This is a genomic window from Bacillus sp. PK6-026 (assembly GCF_054161455.1).
Genome location: NZ_CP096418.1, coordinates 4,236,999 through 4,262,173 on the forward strand (window position 1 = coordinate 4,236,999; position 25,175 = coordinate 4,262,173).

At 46.2% G+C, this 25,175-nt stretch carries 21 protein-coding genes; 5 read left to right on the plus strand and 16 right to left on the minus strand.

From position 1 onward, the window contains the following. Position 1: 1 nt before the first annotated feature. The 12 genes from M1D59_RS21520 to iolA form a co-directional block, all read right to left on the minus strand. Positions 2-1,279 carry an ATP-grasp domain-containing protein gene (locus M1D59_RS21520; RefSeq protein ID WP_026580372.1) on the minus strand — a complete coding sequence of 426 codons (1,278 nt, stop codon included), beginning with the start codon at positions 1,277-1,279 and terminating at the stop codon, positions 2-4. After that, entirely contained in the window at positions 1,236-2,174 is a 939-nt protein-coding gene (locus tag M1D59_RS21525; RefSeq protein ID WP_026580373.1) for a DMT family transporter, read from the minus strand. The genes M1D59_RS21520 and M1D59_RS21525 overlap by 44 nt, the downstream gene beginning before the upstream one ends. A 207-nt stretch (positions 2,175-2,381) precedes the next feature. Beyond that, positions 2,382-3,260, minus strand: coding sequence for a class II fructose-1,6-bisphosphate aldolase (gene fba, locus M1D59_RS21530; RefSeq protein WP_023856876.1), 879 nt, complete (start codon positions 3,258-3,260; stop codon positions 2,382-2,384). Between the two features lie 21 nt (positions 3,261-3,281). Continuing rightward, positions 3,282-4,118 (minus strand): 2-keto-myo-inositol isomerase, encoded by an 837-nt coding sequence (iolI, locus tag M1D59_RS21535; protein ID WP_023856875.1) that lies wholly within the window; start codon positions 4,116-4,118, stop codon positions 3,282-3,284. Between the two features lie 66 nt (positions 4,119-4,184). Continuing rightward, entirely contained in the window at positions 4,185-5,051 is an 867-nt protein-coding gene (locus M1D59_RS21540) for a sugar phosphate isomerase/epimerase family protein (protein WP_023856874.1), read from the minus strand. 23 nt (positions 5,052-5,074) lie between these two features. After that, entirely contained in the window at positions 5,075-6,109 is a 1,035-nt protein-coding gene (locus M1D59_RS21545; RefSeq protein WP_020453541.1) for a Gfo/Idh/MocA family protein, read from the minus strand. Between the two features lie 23 nt (positions 6,110-6,132). Beyond that, entirely contained in the window at positions 6,133-7,437 is a 1,305-nt protein-coding gene (locus tag M1D59_RS21550; RefSeq protein WP_020453542.1) for an MFS transporter, read from the minus strand. A 12-nt stretch (positions 7,438-7,449) separates the two neighbouring features. Then, positions 7,450-8,352, minus strand: a complete 903-nt coding sequence (iolE, locus tag M1D59_RS21555) for a myo-inosose-2 dehydratase (protein WP_035338067.1) — start codon at positions 8,350-8,352, stop codon at positions 7,450-7,452. Positions 8,353-8,365: 13 nt separating this feature from the next. Then, entirely contained in the window at positions 8,366-10,279 is a 1,914-nt protein-coding gene (iolD, locus tag M1D59_RS21560; protein WP_025810536.1) for a 3D-(3,5/4)-trihydroxycyclohexane-1,2-dione acylhydrolase (decyclizing), read from the minus strand. Between the two features lie 31 nt (positions 10,280-10,310). Beyond that, on the minus strand, positions 10,311-11,288 hold the full coding sequence (iolC, locus tag M1D59_RS21565; RefSeq protein WP_020453545.1) for a 5-dehydro-2-deoxygluconokinase: 978 nt from the start codon (positions 11,286-11,288) through the stop codon (positions 10,311-10,313). Positions 11,289-11,315: 27 nt separating this feature from the next. Further along, positions 11,316-12,131: a 5-deoxy-glucuronate isomerase gene (gene iolB, locus M1D59_RS21570; protein WP_020453546.1), complete on the minus strand. Its 816-nt coding sequence runs from the start codon at positions 12,129-12,131 to the stop codon at positions 11,316-11,318. Between the two features lie 68 nt (positions 12,132-12,199). Next, the gene (iolA, locus tag M1D59_RS21575; RefSeq protein ID WP_458117690.1) at positions 12,200-13,669 is read right to left on the minus strand and encodes a methylmalonate-semialdehyde dehydrogenase; all 1,470 of its coding nucleotides are present in this window, start codon (positions 13,667-13,669) and stop codon (positions 12,200-12,202) included. 469 nt (positions 13,670-14,138) lie between these two features. On the opposite strand from iolA, the gene M1D59_RS21580 reads away from it, so the two are divergent. The 4 genes from M1D59_RS21580 (at position 14,139) to glpT (ending at position 18,442) form a co-directional block, all read left to right on the plus strand. Then, on the plus strand, positions 14,139-14,903 hold the full coding sequence (locus M1D59_RS21580) for a DeoR/GlpR family DNA-binding transcription regulator (RefSeq protein WP_023856873.1): 765 nt from the start codon (positions 14,139-14,141) through the stop codon (positions 14,901-14,903). Positions 14,904-14,986: 83 nt separating this feature from the next. Next, positions 14,987-15,922 (plus strand): aldo/keto reductase, encoded by a 936-nt coding sequence (locus M1D59_RS21585; RefSeq protein ID WP_020453549.1) that lies wholly within the window; start codon positions 14,987-14,989, stop codon positions 15,920-15,922. Positions 15,923-16,167: 245 nt separating this feature from the next. Then, positions 16,168-17,061 (plus strand): glycerophosphodiester phosphodiesterase, encoded by an 894-nt coding sequence (locus M1D59_RS21590; RefSeq protein WP_020453550.1) that lies wholly within the window; start codon positions 16,168-16,170, stop codon positions 17,059-17,061. A 22-nt stretch (positions 17,062-17,083) separates the two neighbouring features. Next, positions 17,084-18,442, plus strand: a complete 1,359-nt coding sequence (glpT, locus tag M1D59_RS21595) for a glycerol-3-phosphate transporter (RefSeq protein WP_020453551.1) — start codon at positions 17,084-17,086, stop codon at positions 18,440-18,442. Positions 18,443-18,493: 51 nt separating this feature from the next. Here glpT and htpG read toward each other — a convergent pair whose 3' ends face one another. Next, entirely contained in the window at positions 18,494-20,374 is a 1,881-nt protein-coding gene (gene htpG / locus M1D59_RS21600) for a molecular chaperone HtpG (RefSeq protein ID WP_023856871.1), read from the minus strand. 430 nt (positions 20,375-20,804) lie between these two features. On the opposite strand from htpG, the gene M1D59_RS21605 reads away from it, so the two are divergent. Further along, positions 20,805-22,343: an ABC-F family ATP-binding cassette domain-containing protein gene (locus M1D59_RS21605; RefSeq protein ID WP_020453553.1), complete on the plus strand. Its 1,539-nt coding sequence runs from the start codon at positions 20,805-20,807 to the stop codon at positions 22,341-22,343. A gap of 32 nt (positions 22,344-22,375) precedes the next feature. On the opposite strand, the gene yidA is transcribed toward M1D59_RS21605, so the two are convergent. The 3 genes from yidA to M1D59_RS21620 form a co-directional block, all read right to left on the minus strand. Further along, a complete protein-coding gene (gene yidA, locus M1D59_RS21610; protein ID WP_026580380.1) occupies positions 22,376-23,188 on the minus strand; it encodes a sugar-phosphatase in 813 nt (270 codons plus the stop codon). A 155-nt stretch (positions 23,189-23,343) separates the two neighbouring features. Beyond that, positions 23,344-24,393 carry an iron-containing alcohol dehydrogenase family protein gene (locus M1D59_RS21615; protein ID WP_026580381.1) on the minus strand — a complete coding sequence of 350 codons (1,050 nt, stop codon included), beginning with the start codon at positions 24,391-24,393 and terminating at the stop codon, positions 23,344-23,346. Next, entirely contained in the window at positions 24,393-25,043 is a 651-nt protein-coding gene (locus M1D59_RS21620) for an MtnX-like HAD-IB family phosphatase (RefSeq protein WP_020453556.1), read from the minus strand. The genes M1D59_RS21615 and M1D59_RS21620 overlap by 1 nt, the downstream gene beginning before the upstream one ends. Positions 25,044-25,175: the final 132 nt, after the last annotated feature.

A 25,175-nucleotide genomic window follows, 5' to 3' on the forward strand; every position in this document is an offset into this window, starting at 1 on the left:
CTTAACCTCCTATTGTACCCGTCAAATTATTTTGATATATGATATGAAGCTCATCATCCAGTTCCCGGTAGAAAGCTGCGCATTCTTCATATGAATGATGGCTTGTGAATATAAATCCGGGATAACCGGAAAAATGCGGGTACGGCAGAATTTTCGCGCCTTTTCTAATAAATTGAAACACCCGCTTTACCTCCGGCCTCTGTTTGACTTCTTCCAGTCCGTCGATTTTTTCAAAAGTGCCGGAGCCTTGTACAGGAATGATATAATTGCCGGCTGTCCTTACAGGCCGGATCTCTTCTTTAAACTCGCTGCTCTCCAGCGGCTTTATTGCGTTTTGCAAGACAAGCTGCATAAAATTGATGCCCGTGCTCTCTTTGACGATGTAATGCGAAACCCCTGAACCGCCGATTCTGGCGCCCACCTCGATAACATAAGGTGTTCCGACCTTGTCCAGCCTCAGCTCCGTATGAGCCGGCCCCTGATGAATGCCCAGCGCTGAAACGGCTCCTGTCACTTCCTTAACAATCGCAAGGCGCGTCTCTTCTTTCAATTGAGCCGGAGCAATATAGACGCCTTCTTCAAAAAACGGACCTTTGCTGTTCCCTTTGTATCCAATCGAAAGAACATGTACGTTTCCTTGAATCGACAGCGTTTCAATCACAAATTCCGGCCCATCGATAAATTGCTCGGCTATGATGCCCGTTTTGCCGTGTACGAATCGATTAAGGTCCGTCTCGTTAACAGCCTCGACTTTCCTGACGGCCTCCTCAAGCTCCTTCCAATCATCAACACGGACGACGCCCTGGCTTGAAAAGCCGTTGACCGGCTTAACAACTAATGGATAAGTCAGTTTCCTGTCTTCGAGATCAGCGAGCGTATGGAACTCGTGGAAAACCGGCGTATTCAGGCCGTTTTGCTGAAGGATGCTGCGGGTTTTATTTTTATTGCGGCAGTTTTCCATTGTTGTGAAAGAAAGCCCCGGCAGATTCAAAGCTTCAGCGGCTTTTGCCGTGAAAGGCAATGCCGGCTCAAACAGTGTCACAACGCCGTCAAACGGAAATTCGACAAATGTCTGTTTGACGATTTCCAGCGCCTCTTCTTCATCTTCAAATAACGGCAGCGGCACACAGCGTTCCACAGCCGGAAGATTGCCCGGGAAATCTTCGGCTGAATTGTAAAAGAACGTGACCTTCAATCCTAAATGCTCAGCTTCTTCAAAAATAAACGGCAAGTGCTTATTTTGACAAATGATGGCCAAGTTTTTGTTTCGTATCGTCAATTTTCGCGATCCTCTCTTCTTTTTTTAAGTTGATGAACATCACACCGAATATGACAAACAGCGTTCCTAAATAAATATTCGCATTCAGTTTTTCATCCAGAAACAGAAATCCGATATAAAGCGCAATGACGGGGGAGATAAACAAGTGGGAAGTCGCTTTTGAGATGTGCCATTTTTTAAGCAGATAAATGTTGATCCAAAAACCCAATATCGAGCCGACAACCGCTAAATAAAGCAGCGCATAAAGGCTCACGCCGGAAAACGTTCTTGTCCCGCTTTCAAAGATGAGGCTGCTGATGAGCAATACCGCTCCGCCGCTCAGCATCGAAAGGGAGTTAAAGCTCAAGATCGGAAGCGAACGAATTTTCTGCTGTACTTTGATTTGAATAAAAGCCGAGCCAAACATCGCACACAAAATCACAATCATGGCGACGATTTCAATAACATCGACTTTGATCAACAGCTGATTGCCAAACACGATTGTAATGCCGAGCAACGCAAGGCAAATGCCCCATTTCTGCAATTTCGTCGCCGGTGTCCCTTTGACAAGGCGGTTGATCATCAGGGCAAAGACTGAAATGCTAGCTGCTAATATAGATACCAACCCGCTCGGCAAATAAAGAGAGGCCCAATAAACAGATCCAAATGGAACGGAAAAATACATGATGCCGTTCAAAAACGACAGCACCAGCAGTTCCTTTGACAGCACAAACTGCCTTCGTATCAAAAGAAACGCCGCGATCAAAATGCTTGCGATCATAAACCGCATGCCCGCGGACCAAAATGGAAGGCTGTCACTCAACCCGGCTTTTTGAAAAGCCCATGTCGTCCCGCCGATCAAACATAATACGATAAATAAAATATGAACCCGATACTTTAAAACGTTTGTCCGCATAGCATTCACCTGATTTTGTTATTGTCTTGCTGTCATTTATTTTCAGAAAATAAAATCTTTTCTGATCAAAATGTATTATGAGGGAAATTATAACTATTATATCAATTACAGTCAATCATTCTTTTGAACCTTTAGAATATCTTTACAAATACTGCGCACAAAAAAAACACTCACTTCGATAAGTGAGTGAGGCGATACGGGTCTAGATTATATTTCTATCTTTTGGGTGCATACCGCTTTTCCGGATGACCCGAATTCTCTCATTTTATGTTTGACCGTTTCTTTGACTGCGCTGATCCCTGGCGTCATATAGGCGCGGGGTTCATATAAATCGGGATTGTCTTTAAACATGCTGCGCGTTTTCTCGGTCCAGGCCACCATGCATTCGGTATTAATGTTGATTTTCGCATGGCCCAGACGGATCGTTTTAGCGATTTGATCAGCCGGGATGCCCGAAGCTCCATGAAGAACAAGCGGAATGTCCGTCACCCGTGAGATTTCTTCCATTTCCTTAAATCCTAAATTAGGCTCGCCTTGATATTTTCCATGAACAGAGCCGAGCGCGGCTGCTAAAGCATCGATACCGGTTTCTTTGACAATGCGTTCGCATTCACCGATGTCGGCATACTGCACCCCGCCGATGAGCCCGTCTTCCATGCCCCCTACGGTGCCAACCTCTGCTTCAACCGAAACATTGCGAATTCCGGCGTATGACACGACCTCTTTTGTCATGGCGATGTTTTCATCGATTGGTGAATGCGAGCCGTCGATCATGACTGAGCTAAAACCGGCGTCAATCGCTTGCTTGCAGCGCTCCGGATTTTTGCCATGGTCAAGGTGAAGGACGACGGGAACGGAGATCGACATTTCCTCAATCAAAGCCGCAACCATTGCGGAAACCGTCTTAAATCCGCCTAAATAATCGATGAGCCGGTCTGAGGCGGCCGCGATGACAGGTGACCGTTCTTCTTCCGCCGCCTGTAGAATCGCTTTTGTCCATTGAAGGCCGTTAATATTAAATTGACCGATTGCATAATGATGTTCCTTTGCTTCTTGAAGAAGTTCTTTCATGGAAACGAAAGCCACGTTCACCCCTCCTATCCCGTATTAAATCTTGAAGTATTTTGAAACAACTTCAACTGTTGTTTCTTTGGCCGTTCGAATCGTTTCTTCCGCGCTCAGCTTATAGTATTCAGGTCTGAACAATTCAACTGACACGACATCCGAAAAACCGATGTCTTTCAAAGTTGATAAGTGGGCATCCAAGTCGATGGCCCCTTGTCCCGGCCAAACGCGGTCTTCATCTCTTAAAAAGCCGATTGGGAAGTCTTCCGTATCATCGATATGATAAATGAAAATCTTCTTGCCGTCCGCCTTTTTCAAATCCTCAATGTCCGAACCCATTGCATGGAAGTGGAAGCTGTCAAGAACAAGGCCGACATTATCGCGGTTCACGGTCATGACGATGTCATAGGCCTGGCTGAACGTATTGACTGTGCACTCCGGATGACCGACAAACTCGACAGCGATCTTTACACCGTACGGCTCCGCGATGTCTGACAGCTCTGTCAGCACTTCGACGGAGCTCGCTTTAATATCTTCTTTTAAGATTTTTTGTTCGGTGACAAGCGGTACCGCGACCACATATTTCACACCAAGCGTTTTGCATGTTTCCATCATGCCTTTAAATTCTTCGATGATTTCACGGTGCCCTTTTTCATCGCGGTTGTTGAAAAAGACAAGGGCATTCAAGGCCAGCGGCTTAATATGATGCGTTTGAAAATACTCGGCTAACTCTGAGAGAGAATGGTCTTTTAAATATTCGGGCAGCTTATCCATCGTCCGGATTTCGATATAATCGTATCCGTGCTTCTCACAGTATTCGAGGTCTTTTGCTAGGTTTGAATTTTCTAATGTCGTTGCTTCATTAAAGCATAGCTTCATATTAGATTCTCCTTATCTAAATATCCTTGTGAAGAGAGAGTTCGGCAGGGCGCCGAACTCAGGGGCTTATCCTAGTAATTCCTGTTTCAGCTTTTCAAGCATGAATCTGCTTGATTCATCCGCTCTTTCGTCAACCCAGGCAAACACGGCATTCGTCGCTATTCCGTCAAACTTCATCTCTCTCAGCTTTCTGAAAATCGTATCAAAATCAACCTCGCCTTGGCCAATGTCCAAATGCTGGTGAACCGTTACTTTCGCGTCAGGCGGATTGACGATGTAGCGAAGGCCATGAGCCGCTTTATGATTATAAGTATCTGCAAATAAAACATGCGTGAGGCGGTCGCCGGCTTCGTCAAACATTGTCTCGATGTCGCCTTTTCCGTCGTCATAGAAGAATGTGTGCGCAGTCGAGTAGACAAGATTGATCCAGTCCTTGTCAAGCGCTCGGATCATATCCATCGCACCTTTGTGTGTTTCGATAAAATCGTATGGATGGGCTTGAAGATTGAGTTTAATGCCTTCTTTTTCAAAGACTGGCAGAAGCTCATCCATGGATTTGATAAATTTTTCTTCACTTGTTAAAGGATCGTATTTTGAACCGCTGAATTCGCTGTTCATCAAATCGACTTCAAGCTCAACCGCAATTTCGATCGCCCTTTTCCAATTGCGCACCGCTGCCTGACGGCGATCTTCATCAGGACCGGCCCAGTGGTAAAGCGGAAGGAGCGATGAAAGCTTAACACCGGTATCTTTTAAAAGCCGCTTTAATTGTTTGATTTTAGCTGAATCGACTTTCGGATATTTATAGAATGGACAAAAATCTTCGCGCGGCGATAGTTCGATATATTCGTAGCCAAGCTCCGCCGTTTTATAGACCGTTTCCTCCAAAGTTAAATCATCGCGATACATCGATGGATCCAATGCTAATTTCATACTTTTCACTCCTCGGAAAGTTTTTATTTTTGAACAGTTGTAAACGTTTGATAGAATTTCGGTTTCTCTTGAAGCGCCACAGGTTCTTTCTGTCCGGATTCCTGAGCTTTTACGCAGGCATCCGTCGTCACGGCGGCGATATAGCCGTCCCATGCAGTCGGCCCGCTGACCTCGCCTTTCTGTTGGATCGAGTCAATGAAATCTTGGATTTCTACATCATAAGCGTCTACAAAGCGGCGCTGCCAATCCATGAGAATATCCGTCGAGAATTTGCCGTCTTTTCTGAGAGAGATGCTTGATGGTTCAGGAAGCTTCACGATTCCGTCTTCTCCGACGATTTCACACTGGATATCGTAGCCGTATTTGCAGTTGACATAGATTTCCGCATTGATCACGACTCCGCCTTTCGTTTCGATGATGACGATTTGCGGATCACGCAAATGAGGGAGCGCGTTTTTCGATTTTTTCGGATAAATGACCTGAACGGATTCGTAATCGTCATTGATCAGCCAGTGCAGGGCGTCTATTTCATGGACAAGCGTATCGACAACAGCCATATCTGTCGTATAGTTGTCGCCTACAACCGGGTTGCGGTGCGCACAGTGGATCATGAGAGGCTCGCCGATGACCCGGTTGTCGATCGCTTCTTTCAGCTGTACGTAACCGCTGTCATAACGGCGCATAAAGCCGACTTGAACGAGACGTTTGCCCGCTTTGATTTCTTCATTGACGATCCGCATGCATCCTTCCGCAGTCGTCGCCAGAGGCTTTTCGCAAAATACGAATTTGTTCGCTTTAATCGCTTTCAAAACGCTTGATTCATGTGCCGGTCCCCAGCTTGTGACTAAGACTGCGTCTACATTTTCGGCTGCGATGAGACTGTCGTCATCCGGATAGACCTTTGCATTCAGGCTGTAGTCTGTTACAACTTGCTGAGCTGCCTCCTGGTTTACATCGGTGACCGCGACAATTTCGCCGCCGGCTAATTTATTCGTGATGCGGTTGATGTGTTCTTTTCCGATTGCTCCTGTACCAATAACACCAATGCGTAATTTCATTGATAGCCACTCCTTTAAAATAATTACATAATTTTTCTTGTTTGCACTTGCCCAGCTTGAGCCGGAGGAGTCCCATACAGCTCTTCCTGAATTTGTTCAAGCGACTTACCGGATGTATTCGGTGCAAAAAAGAGCCCGATGAGCATGCTGGCCGTTACACATCCAAGGAGAATGGCCGCCATAAATGCAATTCCAAAATTCGAGATGATCATTGGAACGAAAAGGCTCCAAGCCCCGATTGAAATACGAACGAGGAAGAACATCAATCCTTGTGCAGATGCGCGATATTCCGTCGGGAAAATTTCACTCGCCCATAATTGATAATTGGCCTGTTGCCCGGCCCCATTGTTTAGGCCGATCATCACGATAAAGAGGATGAGGATCGGCATGCCCTCTGCCGGAAGCAGAAACAATGACCAGCCGATCACCGCTGCAAATGCGGAGATCCCAAACACTGTCTTCCTGTATTTGTCTGCAAACGGCATGAAGATAAAAGCGACGCCAAGCCCGGTGAAAATAAACAGCCCCATCTGCAAAATGTTTGCCATGGTCGCTGACACATCGCCGACCTGCTGATAAATGTAAGGCATAAAAAACCCCATGACACCTGCAGCCAGATTCCAAACCAAGTACACGCCCATTAAAAATAAAATGCTTTTCAAATACTTAGGCTGAAGCAAATCGAGATAAGACGCCTTCGGCTTCCTGACGGCTTGAGCCGATTCGGATTGACCCTGCCAGGCATCGGATTCCGGCAGCCTTTTCCGCAGAACATATGTGATCAGTGCGATAACGAGCAAATGCCCAAACACGATTTTATTGCCCAATAAGCCTATATCACCGAGCAGGACCGACAGCAGCAGGACCACAACCGCTCCCGCCGCCCATGCGACCTGTGCAACCCCGCAATGACGCGCCCTGTTTTTCTTAGGTGCGTTCTCCGCGATGATCGTCCAGGAAGCCGTAATATCAGCTCCTACCGATAAACCGATAATAATGTAACCGCTTAACAAAAAGGGAAAGCTGGTGCCGAACAATACTAAACAAATCCCCAGTGCATAAACCAGCATACTGTTCGTATAGACAGCCTTTCGGCCAATCTTGTCGGCCAAAAAGCCTCCGAGCAGCGCTCCGATTGCCGCTGAGATGGCGTTGGCGCTAAACGCGCCGAGCAGTCCGATCTGTGTATCAGAAAGCTTTAGGTAACTGACCCATAAAGATAATCCTGCCGATCCTGCGACAATGGAGCCTGCATCAATGTAATTTGCCAAAGCTGCTGCGACGGTTCGTTTATTGAATGGTGAGACTGCTGCACTTCCATTGCTCAATTTAGAGCCCCCCTAATTGGTTGCTGGGACATTCAACAAGTGACGATCGATGTACTTTCTGGCGATCAATGCGTATTCAAGCGGGTTGGCAACATCGGGATCCTGCTCGGCTTCCACAACGATCCAGCCGGAATAGCCGTGCTTTAATAGCGTTTGATAGACTTCTCTAAAATCGATGCAGCCATCGCCTGGAACAGTGAACATCCCTTGCAAAAACGCCTGTTGGAACGATTTTCCTTCCTGCTTGCATTTCTCTATGATCTTGAGGCGCGCGTCTTTAAAATGAACGTGGCCAATACGGTCCATATGCTTCTCTAGTATGTTCATATAATTTCCATCTGAAATGTAGGCATGCCCAGTATCATACAGAAGGTGCACGAGGGCCGGGTCAGTTCCCGCCATGAGCCGGTCAACCTCTTCCTCTGTCTGCACGCCTGTGCCGAGGTGATGATGATAGACAAGCTTCAGGCCGTACCGGCCGGCGATTTCCCCGAGGTGATTTAACCCTTCAAATAGCCGCTGCCATTCTTCATCGGTGAAATAAGGCTTTTCTTTAAACACGTTTTTATCCAAGCCCTGCACGCTGTACGTCTGTTCTGATACGACCGCAACATCGGCATGGACGTCTTTCAAGTACTGGCAGTGAGCCGCAAATTCCTTGGCTGCTTCTTCAATGCCGTCCCGAATGATATAGCTGCTGAACCACTTGCCGGCAATCCTTAGATTTCGCAGCTCGAGCTCTTTATTGAGAATGGCCGGTTCCGGAAAAAAGCCGCCCACTTCTGTGCCTTGAAAGCCTGCAACAACAATGTCGCTCAACAAATGCTGAAGTGTGTTTCCCGCGCCGATTTCCGGAATATCATCGTTCCGCCACCCTATGGGGGCGATGCCCCATAGAATTTGTGTCTTGCCCATCCTGGTGCCTCCTTTAATACTGCTTTGCAGATTTCAGCATTTTTTCTTTTGCTTCATACGCCTTTTGCACGCTTTCCTGTTCGGAAACCTCTGCAACGCCTACGTGCCACCAGCTGTCATAGCCGTCCGTCATCGTCTTCGGCAACACCTTCATTTCGATCAATGTTGAGACATCTTGTTTTTTGGCATCTTCAAGCGCCGCTTTTAATTCTTCGATCGTGTTCGCTTTGTAGGTTTTTGCTCCATACCCTTCGGCCACTTTCGCGTAGTCGACATTGAGAATCTGATTGTCTGCTGTTCTGAATTCGCAGAAGTAGCTGCCGCTTCCATGGTCCATTTGCAGGTTGTTGATACAGCCGAATCCTGAGTTGTCAAAGAGCAGCACGTTGATTTTTTTATTATATTGAATTGCTGTAATGAGCTCTGAGTGGAGCATCAGGAAGCTTCCGTCTCCGACCAGTGAATAAACCTCTCTATCAGGATGAGCCAATTTCAAGCCGAGTGTTCCCGATACTTCATATCCCATGCAGGAATAGCCGTATTCCAAGTGGTACGTATTCGGTTCGTTTGAATGCCACAGCCGCTGCAGATCCCCCGGCAAAGAGCCTGCTGAACAAATGACGACGCTGTCCGGATCAACTGTTTCATTGATGGCGAGCAATGCCGTTGTTTGCGGCAGTTCGGTTTGCAGCACATCCGCGTATTCGTTGAGTATTTCTTGAGAAAAATGATCTTTAATTTCAGGTGTGAAGTTTTCACGCTTAAATGTTACCTTGCTCAAACGGTCACGCTCAGCAAGCCACTCGTCTTTCAGCTCCTTGATGATCGAACCGAATTCGCTCTTATAGCCTTCCAATAAACCGTGCAGCTTGCCGAGCGTTACTTTTGCATCGGCAACGACTTGGAAAGCATCCAGTTTATATGCCTGCATTCTGTTGACATTGATGTTTAAAAACTTTGAGTTGTCAAAGTCAAAAGCGGTTTTTGATGATGTCGCGAAATCGGTATAGCGCGTGCCGATTCCAATGATCAAGTCAGCCTCGCGAGCCGCTTTGTTTGCCGCCAGCGTACCTGTGATGCCCATTCCACCCAAGTTGTTGGCAAAATCAGCTTCCACTGTAGATTTTCCGGCCTGGGTTTCCACCAGCGGAATATTGTACGCTTCAGACATGGCGATCAGTTCGTCGCGCGCTCCGGAATATTTCGCTCCGCCGCCGACCAAGATGAGCGGTTTTTTGCTCGACTTGATCAGCTCTGCCGCTCCCTTCAGTTCACGCTCGCTCGGCTCTTTGCGATCAATATAGTGAACGCGTTTCTCAAAAAAGCTTTCATCGAAATCATAGGCTTCCCCTTCAACATCTTGAGAAATGCAAACCGTTGCAGGACCCGCTTTTGCAGGATCTGTCATCACTTCAAAAGCGCGAATCAGACTGCTCATCAACTGTTCAGGGCGCGTAATCCGGTCCCAATACCTCGAAACAGGCTTCAAAGCATCGTTCGTCGTAATCGCCGCACTGTATTCCTGTTCTACTTGCTGAAGAACAGGATCAGGCTGTCTCGTTGCAAATGTATCAGCCGGAATCAAGAGAACCGGAATATTGTTCGCAAGCGCCGTACCTGCGGCGGCCACAAGGTTAGCTGCTCCCGGTCCGACTGATGTTGATACAGCATAGATCTTCCTCCTCAGCATCTGCTTGCTGTAAGCCATTGCCGCATGTGCCATTCCCTGCTCATTCTTGCCTTGAAACACCTTTAAATGACCCGCATCCTGTTCAAGCGCCTGGCCGATGCCAACGACGTTCCCATGGCCGAAAATCGTAAAGATCCCCTCGACAAACGGTGTTTCTTCACCATCTACATGGATGTACTGCTGATTTAAGAATTTAATTAACGCTTGTGCTGTGGTTAAACGTATTTTCTTGCCCACAAACGATCCCACCTTTATTCATATTCTTCATTTAAGACTGAGCCGCGATAAGCTCTTCAATCTCGGCGACTGTCGGCATCGCTTCAGATGAGCTGTGCTTGGAAACAACAATGGATGCGGAAGCGCTTCCGTATTTCAGCGCAGTTTCAATATCTTTGCCTGAAACGAGTCCGTAGAGGAAAGCGGAAGCGTATGAATCCCCCGCTCCAAACGTTTTTAAGACCTTCGTTTTGTATGCTTTCGCCCGGAAGATGCCTCCGGATTTGCTGTATGCATATGAACCTTCGACACCGTGCTTGATAACGACAAGATCTGCGGAATGTGCAAACAAATGCTGAACAGATTCTTCATTGCTGCCGCCGCTCTTATTTTCCATTACATCAAACTCATCACGCGTTCCGATGACAATGTCTGATTGTTCGGCAACAAGCGTATAGTAAACGGACGTTTCCTCCGCAGATGTCCACGTATATGGACGATAGTCAAGCTCAAAGACCACTTTCACTTGATGCTTTTTCGCCAGCTGCACGGCTTTCAGCACCGCTTCGCGGGAAGGGCTTTTAGCCAGCGCCGTACCTGACACAAGAAGCATCTTCGATTTTGCAATATAGTCTTCGTTCACTTCAGAAGGGGCAAGGTAAAGATCTGCAACATCATCCCTGTACATTAAAATGCTGCATTCTTCAGGGCTTAAAATTTCTGTGAAAGCAAGCCCCGCTTTATGTCCGTCTTTATCAACCGCCATTTGTGACGTATCGACACCCGTATTTCTCATATAGGTTTCGATGAATCTGCCGTGCTGGTCATCCGGAATCTTGCCGATAAAGCCGGTCTTCAATCCTAATTTGGAACTGCCGATTGCAATATTAGCCGGGGAGCCGCCGACATATTTTGAAAATGTCATCGTCTGCTCCATCGGCCTGTTGTATTCGACTGCGTTTAAATCGATACATGCGCGGCCGATCGCTACAATGTCAAATTCTTTCTCTTCATTAAACGTATACCTCATCTTCAACAGCCTCTCCTTGCCTTATTGTTAGCGTTCCAAAATCCATTCATGGTCAGGGTCGTTATGAAACTTCCATTTCCGCGTCGGCCCTGCCATCACGTTTAAATAATAGGATGTGTATCCGTCAGGCACCCCGACAGGATGGTATCCGGCCGGCACGATGACAACGTTTCCATTTTCAACAGTCATCGTCTCGTCGATAGAACGGTCATCTGTGTAGACGCGCTGAAATACAAAGCCTTGCTGTGGGTCAAGTTCATGGTAGTATGTTTCTTCTAAAAAGGACTCTTCAGGCAGGTTGTCTTGATCATGCTTGTGCGGCGGATAGCTGGACCAGTTTCCGCTTTCAGTGTAGACTTCGACGACTAAAAGGCTGTTCGCTGAAGGATCTGAATCCGGAAGTATGTTATGAACGGTTCGTTTATTGCTGAATTTCCCGCGGTTTTCAATACCGTTGTCTTCAGCTTTGATCAGTTTCGTCGGCAGCTGATTTTCAGAAGGGGAATAGCACAGGGCAACTCTTGCCTCTGTAACCGCGGTAATGCCGAACTTGCGGTCATTTGACACATACACGCTGTCGGTCGGCTTTCTTTCGAAAACGCTTTCTCTCGTGCCGATATTTTCAAATGTCTGTTCATGATCGGTTACGGTAATCTTTCCGGTAAGCGCGACGATGCAGCATTCTTGTTTGCTCAGCGATTCTTCATAGCTGGATCCCGGTGCGAGATCAAGGACTTTAAACTCGACATAACTGAGATCCGAATTCGATTTTTTCACTTCGTGTACAAGCTTCACGCCTTGTGACAGCTCATTCGCCTGCGGCTTGCGCAACAAATGACTCATGGATAAAGCCTCCTTTTCAAACTTGAAACATGATCCGAACAGCGCGGGAACCGCGCCGCTCGGTTTTTTCACAATTTATTGAAGTCAGGCGCCGGATATCTTGCAGTGACGACCTTTTTGCGCGTATAGAAATCGACGCTGTCTTTTCCGTTCGCATGCAATGTGCCAAAGAACGAAGACTTCCATCCTGAGAACGGGAAGAATGCCATCGGAGCCGGTACGCCCAAGTTGATACCGAGCATTCCCGCATCAATGTTTTCACGGAAATAGCGGATCGCATTCGAATTCGATGTGAACAAACATGCGCCGTTTGCAAATTCGGATTGGTTGGCGATGTCAACCGCTTCTTTCAAGTTCTTCACACGGATGACTGACAATACAGGAGCAAAAATCTCGTCTTTCCAGATCGTCATATCAGTTGTGACATTGTCAAAGATTGTCGGGCCGACGAAATAGCCTTCATCTGTCACATTTTCACGTCCGTCGCAGACAAGTCTCGCACCCTCTTCAACTCCTTTTTGTATATAGCCGAGTGTGCGTTTCTTGTTGTCTTCGCGAATGACAGGTCCGAGGAATACACCGTCGTCAAGTCCGTTTCCGATTTTGACTTCAGATGCTTTCTGAACCAATTTCTCCATGAATTCATCTGCGATCCCTTCTTCAACCGTCACTACTGCACATGCCATACAGCGTTCGCCGGCAGATCCGAAAGCAGCGCCGATAATATTTGTTACCGTGTCTTCAAGATTGGCATCGTTCAGAACGATGGTGTGGTTTTTAGCGCCTGTCAGCGATTGAACGCGTTTCAGGTTTTCGCTTCCTTTTTTATAGACATATTCTCCGACCGGTTTTGAACCGACGAATGAAATCGCTTTAATTTCTGGGTGTTCGAGAATGCCGTTTACTACATCATGAGCACCGTATACGACATTGAAGACCCCTTTAGGAAGTCCGGCTTTTTCAAACAGTTCAACAAGCTTTTCCGTCAGGAGCGGCGTCCGCTCGGAAGGTTTCAGAATAAATGTGTTTCCTAACGCAATGGCCATCGGGAACATCCAGCACGGTACCATCATCGGGAAGTTAAATGGGGCAATTCCGCCGACGACTCCGATCGGGTAACGGTAGTTCGCCGCTTCAACATCGGTTGCAATTGAAGCAAGTGAATCTCCCATCATCAGGGATGGCGCTCCAGCTGCAAACTCGACATTCTCGATGCCGCGTCCAACTTCGCCCAACGCTTCTTTCGTGTTTTTTCCGTTTTCAATCGTGATGAGGTGGGCGAGCTCCTCTTTATGCTGAGTCAAAAGCTGCTGAAAGTTAAATAGAATTCTTGCCCGGCGCGGAACGGCCACTTTTGACCATGTCTTAAACGCTTCAGCCGCTGTTTGCGCTGCGTATTCGATATCCTCGCGCGTCGAAATCGGCACCTGGCAAAGCACTTCTTTCGTCGCAGGATTGACTACATCTTCGTATTTGTCGGTTTTGCTTTCAACCCATTCTCCATTAATATAGTTTCTTAACTTTCTGATTTCTGCCATTCTTATAACCTCCTTGAATATTAAACATCTCCTGGTACAGATGGGGCAGGTTCCAACCATTATGTATGAATGCCGAACGGCTCTTCAGTGCATAACGGATTTTCGCAAAAAACAGGAATTAAACGCTTACAAAAGAAATTAATGAATAGAACGATGATTTTATCAAAAGAACCGCAACGCAATAAAACGTTTACACTCAGAAATTTCTCAACTTTATCACGTTTTGGTCACTTCTTGGTTATATTCTAATCCGGTCTTACCCATAAGTCAATCAAAATCATTAAATTTTTCTTTTGTAAGATTTATAGAAAACCTTAAAATGATTTAGAAAAACATTGTATAATAAAAAGGAACAGGACAAATCTTGCAAAAAATAATCACCAATGTTATCATTTTTTAAACAATTATTGGTTAACTTTTGGGTTTATTATATATATTTAGCCAAATATACTAGAAGGAGATACTTGGTATGAAGTTAATGCGGATTAAAGAAATGGAAGAATATATTTTGACCAATGGCACCGTTTCGCTTGATGAGCTTTGCCAGGTCTTTAATGTTTCCAAAAACACGGTCAGACGCGACATTAACAAGCTGACCGAGAAAGGAGTCATAAAAAAAGTCTACGGCGGCGTAACGGCGATCGAAAAAACGGCCTTAATCCCGTTTGAAAACAGAACCATTCAAAACAAGGATGCCAAGATGAAAATCGCGTACTACGCTTCACGTTTTATTGAAGACCATGACCTGATCTTTATCGATTCCGGCACAACGACCCAATCCATATTGGAAACTCTTGATCCAAATAAAAATGTAACCGTTTTAACGAACAGCCTCGACATTATCAACGCTGCTGCCGCGATGCAAAATATAAACTTGATCATCATCGGCAGCAACTACAAACGGAAAACGCAGTCCTTCGTCGGCATGGATGATCCGGGAACATTGGATAAATATAATATTAATAAAGCTTTCATGTCGGCAACAGGAGCAACACTTACCCATGGACTGACAAACTCCGATCTGCTCGAATATGAAATTAAAAAGAAAATATCCGAAAAAGCAAAACAAGTATACTTGCTGGCCGACCATTCCAAATTCGGGAAGTCGACCTTGCTGACGTACGCGCCGTTTGACAGATTGCACGCGATCGTCACATCTCAGGCGCTGGATGAGGAATATCACGAGTACTGTAAAGAGCGCAACATTGAAATCCATTTGGCAAAACATGTATAGTTGAAGTGGACACCCTTGACCGGCTGTATCCAAACGGCCGGCCAAGTTTATTGATCAACATATCATTTCAGGAGGGGAATCCAATGAAAAAAGTTAAAGTTGGCAAATCAGATTTGCACGTATTCCCGATTGGTTTGGGAACCAATGCCGTCGGAGGACATAACCTTTATCCGAATCTCAATGAAGAAACGGGAAAAGAATTGGTGCGGGAAGCGATCAGAAACGGCGTCACATTTTTAGATACCGCCTACATATACGGCATCGGCCGTTCCGAAGAATTAATCGGCGAAGTCCTCAAAGAATTCAACCGCGAGGATGTCGTGATTGCGACAAAAGCCGCCCATAAGAAAGAAGGCGACGATTTTGTCTTTGACAACTCCCCTGCATTTTTGAAAAAATCCGTTGAAGAAAGTCTGGAGCGTCTGCAAACTGACTACATCGACCTTTTCTATATCCATTTCCCTGATGAGAACACGCCGAAAGACGAAGCGGTTCAAGCGCTCCATGAACTGAAGCAGGAAGGCAAAATCAGAGCGATCGGGGTATCCAACTTTTCGCTTGAGCAGCTGAAAGAAGCGAACAAAGACGGATTGGTGGATGTGCTCCAAGGCGAATACAACTTGCTGAACAGGGAAGCTGAGGCGACATTCTTCCCGTATACACAGGAGCATAACATCTCATTTGTTCCTTACTTCCCGCTTGTCTCCGGATTGCTCGCCGGAAAATACAGCGAAGATACAACGTTCCCGGAAGGCGACCTGAGAAGAGAAATGGAAAACTTCCAAGGCGAACGCTTCAAAGAAAACATTAGAAAAGTGAACCAGCTTGCGCCGATCGCGGAAAAACACAATGTTGACATCGCACATATCGTGTTGGCCTGGTACTTGGCAAGACCTGAAATCGATGTGTTGATCCCGGGCGCCAAACGCGCAGATCAGCTGATCGACAACCTCAAAACGGCAGAAGTCAATCTGTCTCAAGAGGACATTGATTTCATCGACCGGCTGTTCGCCCGCTAAATAATCAGGAAACCTATCTTAAAAGATAGGTTTCTTTATTTTTAAAATCATATTGACAGCGCTTCCATTTTTGGTATGATAGGAAAGAAGTTAATACAAGTGACGGAGAATGGGAGATTCACAATAAGACCCTCTTGTGCCAGGGGTTTTTTTGTGGATCTCTCTTTTTATTCGTCCACATAAGGAGGCGAAAAAAAACCGGAAACCAACATTCTGCATACCGACTTGAAAGGGGAAATCATTTGATGAAAAAACTTGTCCGCAGCATCTTCCTTATAACAGCTGCAATCGTTGCCGCCGGTTTTGGACTCAGCGGGCATGCGGAGGCCGCAAGCCATTCCCAGCCGCAGCTCAATCCGAGTCAGCTATTAAATGTCGCACACCGCGGCGCATCGGGTCATGCTCCCGAACATACGCTTTTGGCTTATAAGCTTGGGCAAAAAATGAAAGGCGATTACATAGAAATCGATCTTCAAATGACAAAAGACGGACATTTGGTCGCCATGCACGATGAGACATTGGATCGCACGACCAATGGTACGGGTTTTGTCAAAGACTATACGCTGAAAGAAATCAAACAGCTTGATGCAGGCTCCTGGTTTAACGAAGCATATCCTGAGCGGGCAAAAACGGAGTACGTTGGGCTGAAAGTGCCTACCCTGGAAGAAATCATCCAAACATTCGGGAGAAGCGCGCGCTACTATATCGAAACAAAATCACCGGAAGACTATGATCATATGGAAGAAAAGCTCCTGGACATTCTGAAGCAATACAAACTGACCGGGGCAAACATTCATTCAAGCAAAGTCATCATTCAATCTTTTAGTCCTGAAAGCTTACAAATCATTCATAACGCTAATCCAAACATTCCGCTTGTGCAATTATTATGGTACGACAAACCGGCTGCCATTACTGACGCCGAATTAAAACAATATCAATCTTACAGCGTCGGACTCGGCATGAACTTTGACCGCATTGACCGGGCATACGTGCAAAAAATTCGAAGCACCGGCATGCTGGTCCATCCTTATACCGTGAATGAAAAAGAAGATATGAAGCGGCTGCTCGATTGGGGAGCGACCGGAATGTTCACCAACTTTCCGGACCGGCTGCGCGATGTTTTACGTGAAAAGAAGTAAATGAATAAAGAAGGGGTATACCATGTTAAAACTGTTTAAACCAGCACCGCCGATTGAGCGGATGCCGGACGATCAAATTGATTCGGAATATAAGAAATTCAGACTGCAAGTTTTTCTCGGCATCTTCATCGGTTATGCGGCATACTATTTAATTCGCAAAAATTTCTCGCTTGCCATGCCTTATTTAATCGAAGAGGGATTTTCAAAGTCGGCGCTCGGCTTTGCCTTATCCGCTCTATCCATCTCTTACGGGCTGAGCAAGTTCGTGATGGCCACGATATCAGACCGGAGCAATCCGCGGATGTTCCTGCCCGCCGGTTTGATCCTTTCCGCTGTCATCAGCTTGTTGATGGGGTTTGTTCCTTTCTTCACCTCATCGATCGCCATTATGTTTATCATGCTGTTCTTAAACGGCTGGTTCCAAGGCATGGGATGGCCGCCGTCAGGACGCGTCCTTGTCCACTGGTTCAGCGTCAGCGAAAGGGGAAATAAAACAGCTATTTGGAATGTCGCCCACAATGTCGGCGGGGGACTGATGGCGCCGATTGCCGTTGCCGGCGTCGCCATCTTCTCAGGCATTACGGGATCTGCTACAGGCTATGAAGGCGTATTTATTTTGCCCGCCTTGGTCGCCATCGCCGTTGCCGTCATTTCTTACTGGCTGATCCGGGATACGCCGCAGTCTGTCGGACTGCCTCCAATCGAGGAATACCGCAACGATTATTCAAGCAAGTCGAAGAAAACATTTGAAACGGAATTATCAACGAAAGAAATCCTCTTTAAATATGTATTAAATAATAAATGGGTGTGGGCGATCGCACTTGCCAACATTTTCGTGTACTTCGTCCGCTACGGCGTTCTGGATTGGGCGCCAACCTATTTAAGCGAAGAAAAAGGCTTTGATATGAGCAAATCAAGTGTCGCTTATTTTCTGTATGAATGGGCGGGGATTCCGGGGACATTGCTTTGCGGCTGGATCTCTGACAAATGGTTTAAAGGGCGCCGCGGACCGGCAGGCTTTGTCTTTATGGTAGGTGTTTTGATCGCGGTGCTTGTATACTGGTTCAATCCAGCCGGCAATCCGATGATCGACATGGCATCATTGATCGCGATCGGATTCCTCATTTACGGTCCAGTTATGCTGATCGGTCTTCAGGCGCTTGACTTTGTTCCGAAAAAAGCGGCAGGTACGGCTGCAGGATTGACGGGTCTGTTCGGATACCTGGGCGGAACCTTGACGGCAAATGCGCTGATGGGTGTTATCGTCGATGCATCCGGCTGGAATGCGGGCTTTACGCTCTTAACCGCTTCATGTGCAATCGCAGCACTCATCTTTGCGATGACATGGAATGTGCGGGGACAGGAAGTTGTGAAACATTAACATCAAAAAAAGATACATCTCGCCTAAAGCTGAGATGTATCTTTTTTATTTTTATGCCATCACTTTGCATATATCATTCGTAAATTCGACGGGGTCTTCGATTGGCAAGCCTTCTATCAGCAGCGCCTGGTTGTACAGGATGCCGGTGTACAGCTTGAATTTATCTTTGTCGTTTTCAAAAGCATCCTGCAGTGTTTTGAAGACTTCGTGATTTGTATTGATTTCCAATGCTTTATCAGCCTTTACGTGCTGGTTGTCAGGCATTGCGTTTAAGATTTTCTCCATCTCGATGGTGACTTCTCCGTCAGCGGCAAGGCATACAGAGTGTGTCTTCAGCCGTTTTGACGCCCTTACGCTTTTCACTTTTCCATCCAGGGTCTTTTTCATCTCTTCAAAAAGGTCTTTGTATTGGCTGTCGTCCCCGTCTGATTGATTTTGCTCATCATCGTTTTCGATTCCGAGGTCGCCGCTGGATACCGACTTGAATTCTTTTTCTTGATAATTCGCCAGCATTTTGATGGCGAACTCATCGATGTCCTCGGTGAAATAAAGGATTTCATACCCTTTTTCCGAAACCAGCTCGGTTTGAGGAAGCTTTTCAATTCGGTCATACGAGTCGCCTGACGCATAGTAAATGTATTTTTGATCTTCAGGCATTCTGGATACATATTCATCAAGGGTGACCAGCTTTTTCTCTTTTGATGAATAGAAAAGCAGCAGGTCTTTCAGCATATCTTTATGAGCTCCAAAATCATTGTATACCCCAAATTTAAGCTGTCTGCCAAACGATTGATAAAAAGACTCGTATTTTTCTCTGTCATTTTTCAGCAAGCTTTTCAGCTCATTCTTGATTTTTTTGCTGATGTTTTTGGCAATCAGCTTCAGCTGCCTGTCATGCTGGAGCATCTCCCTCGAAATGTTGAGCGATAAGTCTTCTGAATCGACCATTCCTTTGACAAAGCTGAAGTGGTCAGGCAGCAGGTCCGGACACTTTTCCATGATCAGCACACCGTTCGAATACAGTTCAAGACCCTTCTCAAATTCCTTCGTGTAGTAGTTGAACGGAATATTTTCAGGGATGAATAAAATCGCATGATATCTCACTGCGCCGTCCACGCTTGTATGGACGTGAGCGAGCGGCTTGTCAAAACCGTAACGCTTTTCCGTATAAAACGCCTCGTAATCTTCATCTTTCAGTTCGCTTTTGTTTTTTCGCCAAATCGGCACCATGCTGTTGACTGTCTGTTCTTCCTGAACTTCTTCAAATTCATTTTCAGCGTCTTCTTTCGGCTTGTTAACGGTGACATCCATCTTGATCGGATAGCGGATGAAATCAGAATATGTTTTGATGATCGCTTTTAAGCGATGAACATCCAAGTATTCATCATAGTTTTCGTCGTCTGTATTTTCTTTCAGCTTCAAAATTACATCGGTTCCCGCTGATTCTTTCGCAGCCGGTTCGATCGTATAGCCGTCGGCCCCCGCTGATTCCCATTGATACGCTTCATCGCTGCCATGGGCTTTTGTCATGACGGTGACGGTGTCCGCAACCATAAAAGCGGCGTAGAAACCGACGCCGAACTGGCCGATAATATCGTGCCCGTCTTTTAATTCGTTTTCTTGTTTAAACGCAAGCGAGCCGCTCTTGGCAATGGTTCCAAGATGTTCTTCAAGCTCTTCTTTCGTCATGCCGATCCCGGTGTCCGCAATCGTCAGCGTTCTGTTTTCTTTGTCTGCGGAGATTTTTATGTAGTAATCATCTTTGTTAAACGTCAGTGAATCGTCTGTCAGTGCTTTGTAGTAGATTTTATCGATGGCATCGCTCGCATTGGATATCAGCTCCCTTAAAAAGACTTCCTTTTGGGAATAAATCGAGTTGATCATGATGTCCAGCAATCTCTTGGATTCTGCTTTAAATTCTTTTTTAGCCATCTGTCTCTCTCCTCTTTTGCTCATATGATATACATATATCGTTCGATTCTGTTCACAAATTAAATAACACACTGCCTGCACGATGTCAATTCATATGGCAGCGGTTTGACAACCGGCACTCCGCTTCATATAATGTGTTGTGAAGGTAAATTTGACCAAAACGAGGTGGAAAGGAATGAAAATCTTATCAACTGTTCTTAAAAGAGAATTGGCTTAAAGACGGGAGAAGTCTGCCCTTTTTTAGACAAGCCATCTCGGGAACAGTTTGATATGATTTGACATCCTTTCTTGCTGTATTTTAAATATGTAGCGGGTAAGGTGTAGTTTGCCTTACCCGCTTTTTTTGCCGGACAGGATAGCGAGGCTTCACGCTGTTCTCTTTTGATGGCTTGTTTTTTCAAAAAAAATAAGCCTGAAGGAGAGAATCACCATGAGTATTGTTCATGTCACGAATCTGACCCATATATATGGAGACCGTATTATCTTTCAAGACGCCGGGTTCCGCCTGCTGAAAGGCGAACACGCCGGCCTTGTCGGTGCAAACGGAGCCGGAAAATCGACATTGCTGCGGATTTTGACAGGCAGCCTTCTGCCCGATCACGGAAACATTGAATGGCAGCCAAACATTCGGGCCGGCTTTCTTGAACAGCATGCCAAGCTGACGAAAGGCACAACCATCCTTCAGTACATGGAGCAAGCGTACGACCGGCTGTTTGAAATCGAAAAGCAACTGAATCGGCTTGCCGAAAAAATGGCCGACGCCGAAGACAATCTGGAGGCCATTTTGAAAAGATACGGAGAGCTCCAATCCGAACTGGAGAGTTCAGGATTTTACCAAATCGGAACGAAAATTGAGGATGCCGCTCAAGGCCTCGGCTTTACGGAAATCGGGCTTGATCAGGATGTCGCGGCTTTAAGCGGCGGGCAGCGTACGAAGCTCCTGTTGGCCAAACTGCTGCTTGAAGAACCTGATGTGCTCCTGTTGGATGAGCCGACCAACTATTTGGATGCGGCCCATATTGAGTGGCTGACGGGGTATTTGAAAAACTATAAGCACGCCTTTCTCGTGATCTCACATGACGAACACTTCTTAAATGAGATCACGACGGTGACATTCCATCTGGAGCATCAAACGATCAAACGGTACTCCGGCAGCTATCAATATTTTCTGAAGGAATATGTGCAAAGCAGGGCACAGGCTGAAGCCGCATACGCCAAACAACACAGGGAAATTAAAAAGCTAGAGGGGTTTATCGACCGGAACAGGGTCCGAAAGGCGAAGCAGGCCAAAAGCAGGGAGAAAGCATTAAGCAAAATCAAGCGAATCGAAAAACCGACAGATTCTTATGTCCCCAGCTTTTCATTTAAAACGGGGCGAAATCCGGCGATGACCGTACTCAAAACGGAAAATCTTGAGGCGGGCTACACCGTTCCATTATTTAAGCCTCTTTCTCTGACCGTAAAACGGGGCGATAAAATCGCCATTACCGGAGAAAACGGCGCCGGAAAATCGACGCTCATTAAAACGCTGCTCGGTGATCTCAAGCCTCTTAGCGGCACCGTCACAGCAGGACAGCATTTACAGGCGGCCTATTTCAGACAGGAAAGTCCGGCTTCTCATCATACACCGCTTGAAAAATTGCGGGCGTTCTTTCCTGATCTATCGGAAAAAGACATCAGGCAGACGCTCGCGATATCCGGTTTGACGCCAAAGCATATCAGCCAGCCCCTTGCTACGCTAAGCGGCGGTGAACAGGCAAAGGTCCGGCTGGCGGAACTGATGCTTTCAAACAGCAATCTGCTTGTTCTTGATGAACCGACAAACCATCTTGACACATCAGCAAAGCGTGCGTTAAAGCAAGCGCTCTGCGACTACAAGGGAACGATTTTGCTCGTTTCCCATGAACCGTCTTTTTATGAAGACTGGGTGACTCATATTTGGCGGATTGAAGCATGGCGCCGCAAATAGGTAAAAGCCGGCCTTTCGAAGGACCGGCTTTTTCATTTGGACAATACAAGCTCATGAATGGCGTGAGCAACGCCGTTTTCGTTATTCGTACGCGTTTCATAATCGGCCGAAGCTTTTACCTCAGGGATCGCATTCCCCATGGCGACTCCGCATCCAGCCCATTCGATCATCGACATGTCGTTTCCGTTGTCTCCAATACAGATCACTTCTTCTTGCGCGATGCCTAATATGTCGGCAAGCTGCTGAACGGCATTTCCTTTACTTGCCGCAGGGTGAAGAATTTCATAAAAGAACGGCGAGCTTTTCACCATTGTATAACGTTCCTTGACGTCTTCCGGTATTGCTGCGATCGTCCGATCCAGCTTTTCCGGTTCATCAATGTACATCGCCTTTGGCGCGAGAAGGTCTTTCGGGATTTCTTCGATCGCCCGGAACCGGAGCGGCACTTTGGTGACGTATGATTCGTGAACAGTATACGGGCTGATTTCCCGGTTTGGCGTATATAAATAAGCAGAATCAAAAAAATGCATCGGCGTATCAAGCTTTTGGCTAAGCTCATATAACGATTTCACATCATCATAGCCCAGTGTCAGCTCTGACACGACTTCTTGAGTGTGCGTATTTTGAACGAGCGCTCCGTTATAGGCGATGACATAATCGCCGTCTTCATTTAGATTCAGTTCTTCCAGATAGCGGCTTACACCGCCGAGAGGACGGCCCGTGCAGAGAACGATTTTGACGCCTTGCTTTTTTGCAGCATGCAGGGCATTCCGAACTTCCTCTGTTACTTCATGAAGATCATTCAACAATGTTCCATCCATATCTATCGCGATTAGTTTGTACATTTTACACTCTCCCTGATCAGAATCGAGCCCTAACGTCGTACTTATGACCCATACCTTCTTTATTGTATCACAGCTTTTCCCCGTCATTTTCGTCTGATGCCCACGGAAAAAACGCCTTACAGCAAATAAGGCGTTTTTCGAGCCGCTTGGCCTGCTTAAAATATTTCCTGCAGAATCGGATCTTCATCAAGGATGCGAAGCGCTTTTTCGCGATAGCCGGCTTCATGCAAGTACGTATAGCGGTTCGGCTTGACAGTGTGCGACAAATTGATCGCTTCGCGAAACTCATCTTTGTTCAGATTCAGTGTTTTCACATATTGAAAAAAGCCTGTTCTCGTAAACACCTTTTCAATCCGCTCAGCCCGGTGATCCTGTACATGAGCCATGATGTAGGTGGCTACCCCGACTTGAATGCCGTGCATCTGCGGTTTTTCCGCAATTTTGTCCAACGCATGGGAAATCAGGTGCTCAGAACCGCTGATCGGCGCGCTGTTTCCGCTGATTTCCGTGGCGATGCCTCCCATTGTCAAAGAGCTGACAAGCTCTTTTAAAAAGATCGGCTGTTTAATATCCTGCATCGGTGTACGGACAAAGCTGTTGACCGCTTTCTTGCTGAGCATGGACGCAAACGCATTTACATCGCTGACCCCTTGCCACTCTTCAAACTCCCAATCATAAAGTGCCGTAATATTGGACATCAAATCGCCGATCCCCGCCAAAATAAAGTGCTCCGGCGCTTTTTGAATGATACTCAAATCAGCTATGATTCCATACGGAACCCTTGCCGGCACAGTTGTTTTTTTTCCTTCGACTTGAAGCGAGCAATTGCTGCTCGCAAACCCGTCATTGGATGCCGACGTCGGAATGCTGATGAACGGGGTCCGCTTGGAAAAAGCGATGTATTTTCCGCAATCGACAACATACCCGCCGCCCATGGCAATGATGACATCGTAATTCCCGATTGAAAATGCCTGCTTCAAAAGCTCCTGTATGTCCAGGTTGGACGGCAGCAAAACAGCTTCTACTTTGACATGTTGAAAGGCGGCTTTTAATGAGTGTTCATACTGCTGATAGGAAAAATCGTCAAAAAACATGATCGCCTTGTCAAACTGATGTTTTCTCAATATCTCATCCAATCGGCCAAGCACGCCTTCACTAATGTCCAAAACCGCGGGAATGGCTATGCTGGTAACCTGGCGCGGCATTAGACGATCCGCCCTTTTTCTTTAAGATACTGTTCAATGTCTTCAAATGTTTCAACGGCTACAAATGGCACCCCCTGCTGACGAAGCAAATCCTGGAGCGCATCCTTTGCAAATGTTACATCCGCAAATTTAGCCGGGTGGGAATCCGGTTCACTGTCACCTGCAAAATAAATCGTCTCGTACTCTTCTTTCAGCTTCTGAATGACCTTTGATTTATCAATCCCATAGCGCTCAGAGTAATGCCAATGATTCTCATCAATGTCCAAATGAACATTGTCTTCTTTAAAAAAGCCTTTATTTGAAAAGACCTCAACGTCTGTAATCCCGTATTTCTTTAAAATATAATGAATGTAATAATTCGTGCCGGCGCTTAAAATGTAGAAATCGCCGCCGTTTTTCTGGACATGCTGAATGAAGTCTGGCACATATTCATCAATTGGTATGGAATGAATGTCATCAATGATTTTTTGCTCGCTTTGATGAATTGAAGCAAAAACAGTTCCCAAAAACTCGATATCTTTTAATTCTCCGGCCTTCCACTTCTTGAACAATTCACGGCCTTCCGGAAAATATTTATCAATGACCATCCAGTAAAAATCCTGTTTGGAAATCGTCCCATCAAAGTCTGATACAAATGCCCATTTCTTCATACTGCATACCTCTTTTCTATGGTATTTTAAAAGATTAGATTCATTATACAAAAAGTTTGTGAAACATTGAACATAATATTATTTCTTTTTTGTGTACTTTCGTTCACAAGCTGAATCATCTGCCTCTCTGAA

Bases quoted from the DNA above. Each gene is read 5' to 3' on its own strand.
- M1D59_RS21525 (WP_026580373.1), bottom strand. From the start codon at position 2,174: ATGCGGACAAACGTTTTAAAGTATCGGGTTCATATTTTATTTATCGTA.
- iolI (WP_023856875.1), bottom strand. From the start codon at position 4,118: ATGAAGCTATGCTTTAATGAAGCAACGACATTAGAAAATTCAAACCTA.
- M1D59_RS21540 (WP_023856874.1), bottom strand. From the start codon at position 5,051: ATGAAATTAGCATTGGATCCATCGATGTATCGCGATGATTTAACTTTG.
- M1D59_RS21545 (WP_020453541.1), bottom strand. From the start codon at position 6,109: ATGAAATTACGCATTGGTGTTATTGGTACAGGAGCAATCGGAAAAGAA.
- iolE (WP_035338067.1), bottom strand. From the start codon at position 8,352: ATGGGCAAGACACAAATTCTATGGGGCATCGCCCCCATAGGGTGGCGG.
- iolC (WP_020453545.1), bottom strand. From the start codon at position 11,288: ATGAGGTATACGTTTAATGAAGAGAAAGAATTTGACATTGTAGCGATC.
- iolB (WP_020453546.1), bottom strand. From the start codon at position 12,131: ATGAGTCATTTGTTGCGCAAGCCGCAGGCGAATGAGCTGTCACAAGGC.
- iolA (WP_458117690.1), bottom strand. From the start codon at position 13,669: ATGGCAGAAATCAGAAAGTTAAGAAACTATATTAATGGAGAATGGGTT.
- M1D59_RS21580 (WP_023856873.1), top strand. From the start codon at position 14,139: ATGAAGTTAATGCGGATTAAAGAAATGGAAGAATATATTTTGACCAAT.
- M1D59_RS21585 (WP_020453549.1), top strand. From the start codon at position 14,987: ATGAAAAAAGTTAAAGTTGGCAAATCAGATTTGCACGTATTCCCGATT.
- M1D59_RS21590 (WP_020453550.1), top strand. From the start codon at position 16,168: ATGAAAAAACTTGTCCGCAGCATCTTCCTTATAACAGCTGCAATCGTT.
- glpT (WP_020453551.1), top strand. From the start codon at position 17,084: ATGTTAAAACTGTTTAAACCAGCACCGCCGATTGAGCGGATGCCGGAC.
- htpG (WP_023856871.1), bottom strand. From the start codon at position 20,374: ATGGCTAAAAAAGAATTTAAAGCAGAATCCAAGAGATTGCTGGACATC.
- M1D59_RS21605 (WP_020453553.1), top strand. From the start codon at position 20,805: ATGAGTATTGTTCATGTCACGAATCTGACCCATATATATGGAGACCGT.
- yidA (WP_026580380.1), bottom strand. From the start codon at position 23,188: ATGTACAAACTAATCGCGATAGATATGGATGGAACATTGTTGAATGAT.
- M1D59_RS21615 (WP_026580381.1), bottom strand. From the start codon at position 24,393: ATGCCGCGCCAGGTTACCAGCATAGCCATTCCCGCGGTTTTGGACATT.
- M1D59_RS21620 (WP_020453556.1), bottom strand. From the start codon at position 25,043: ATGAAGAAATGGGCATTTGTATCAGACTTTGATGGGACGATTTCCAAA.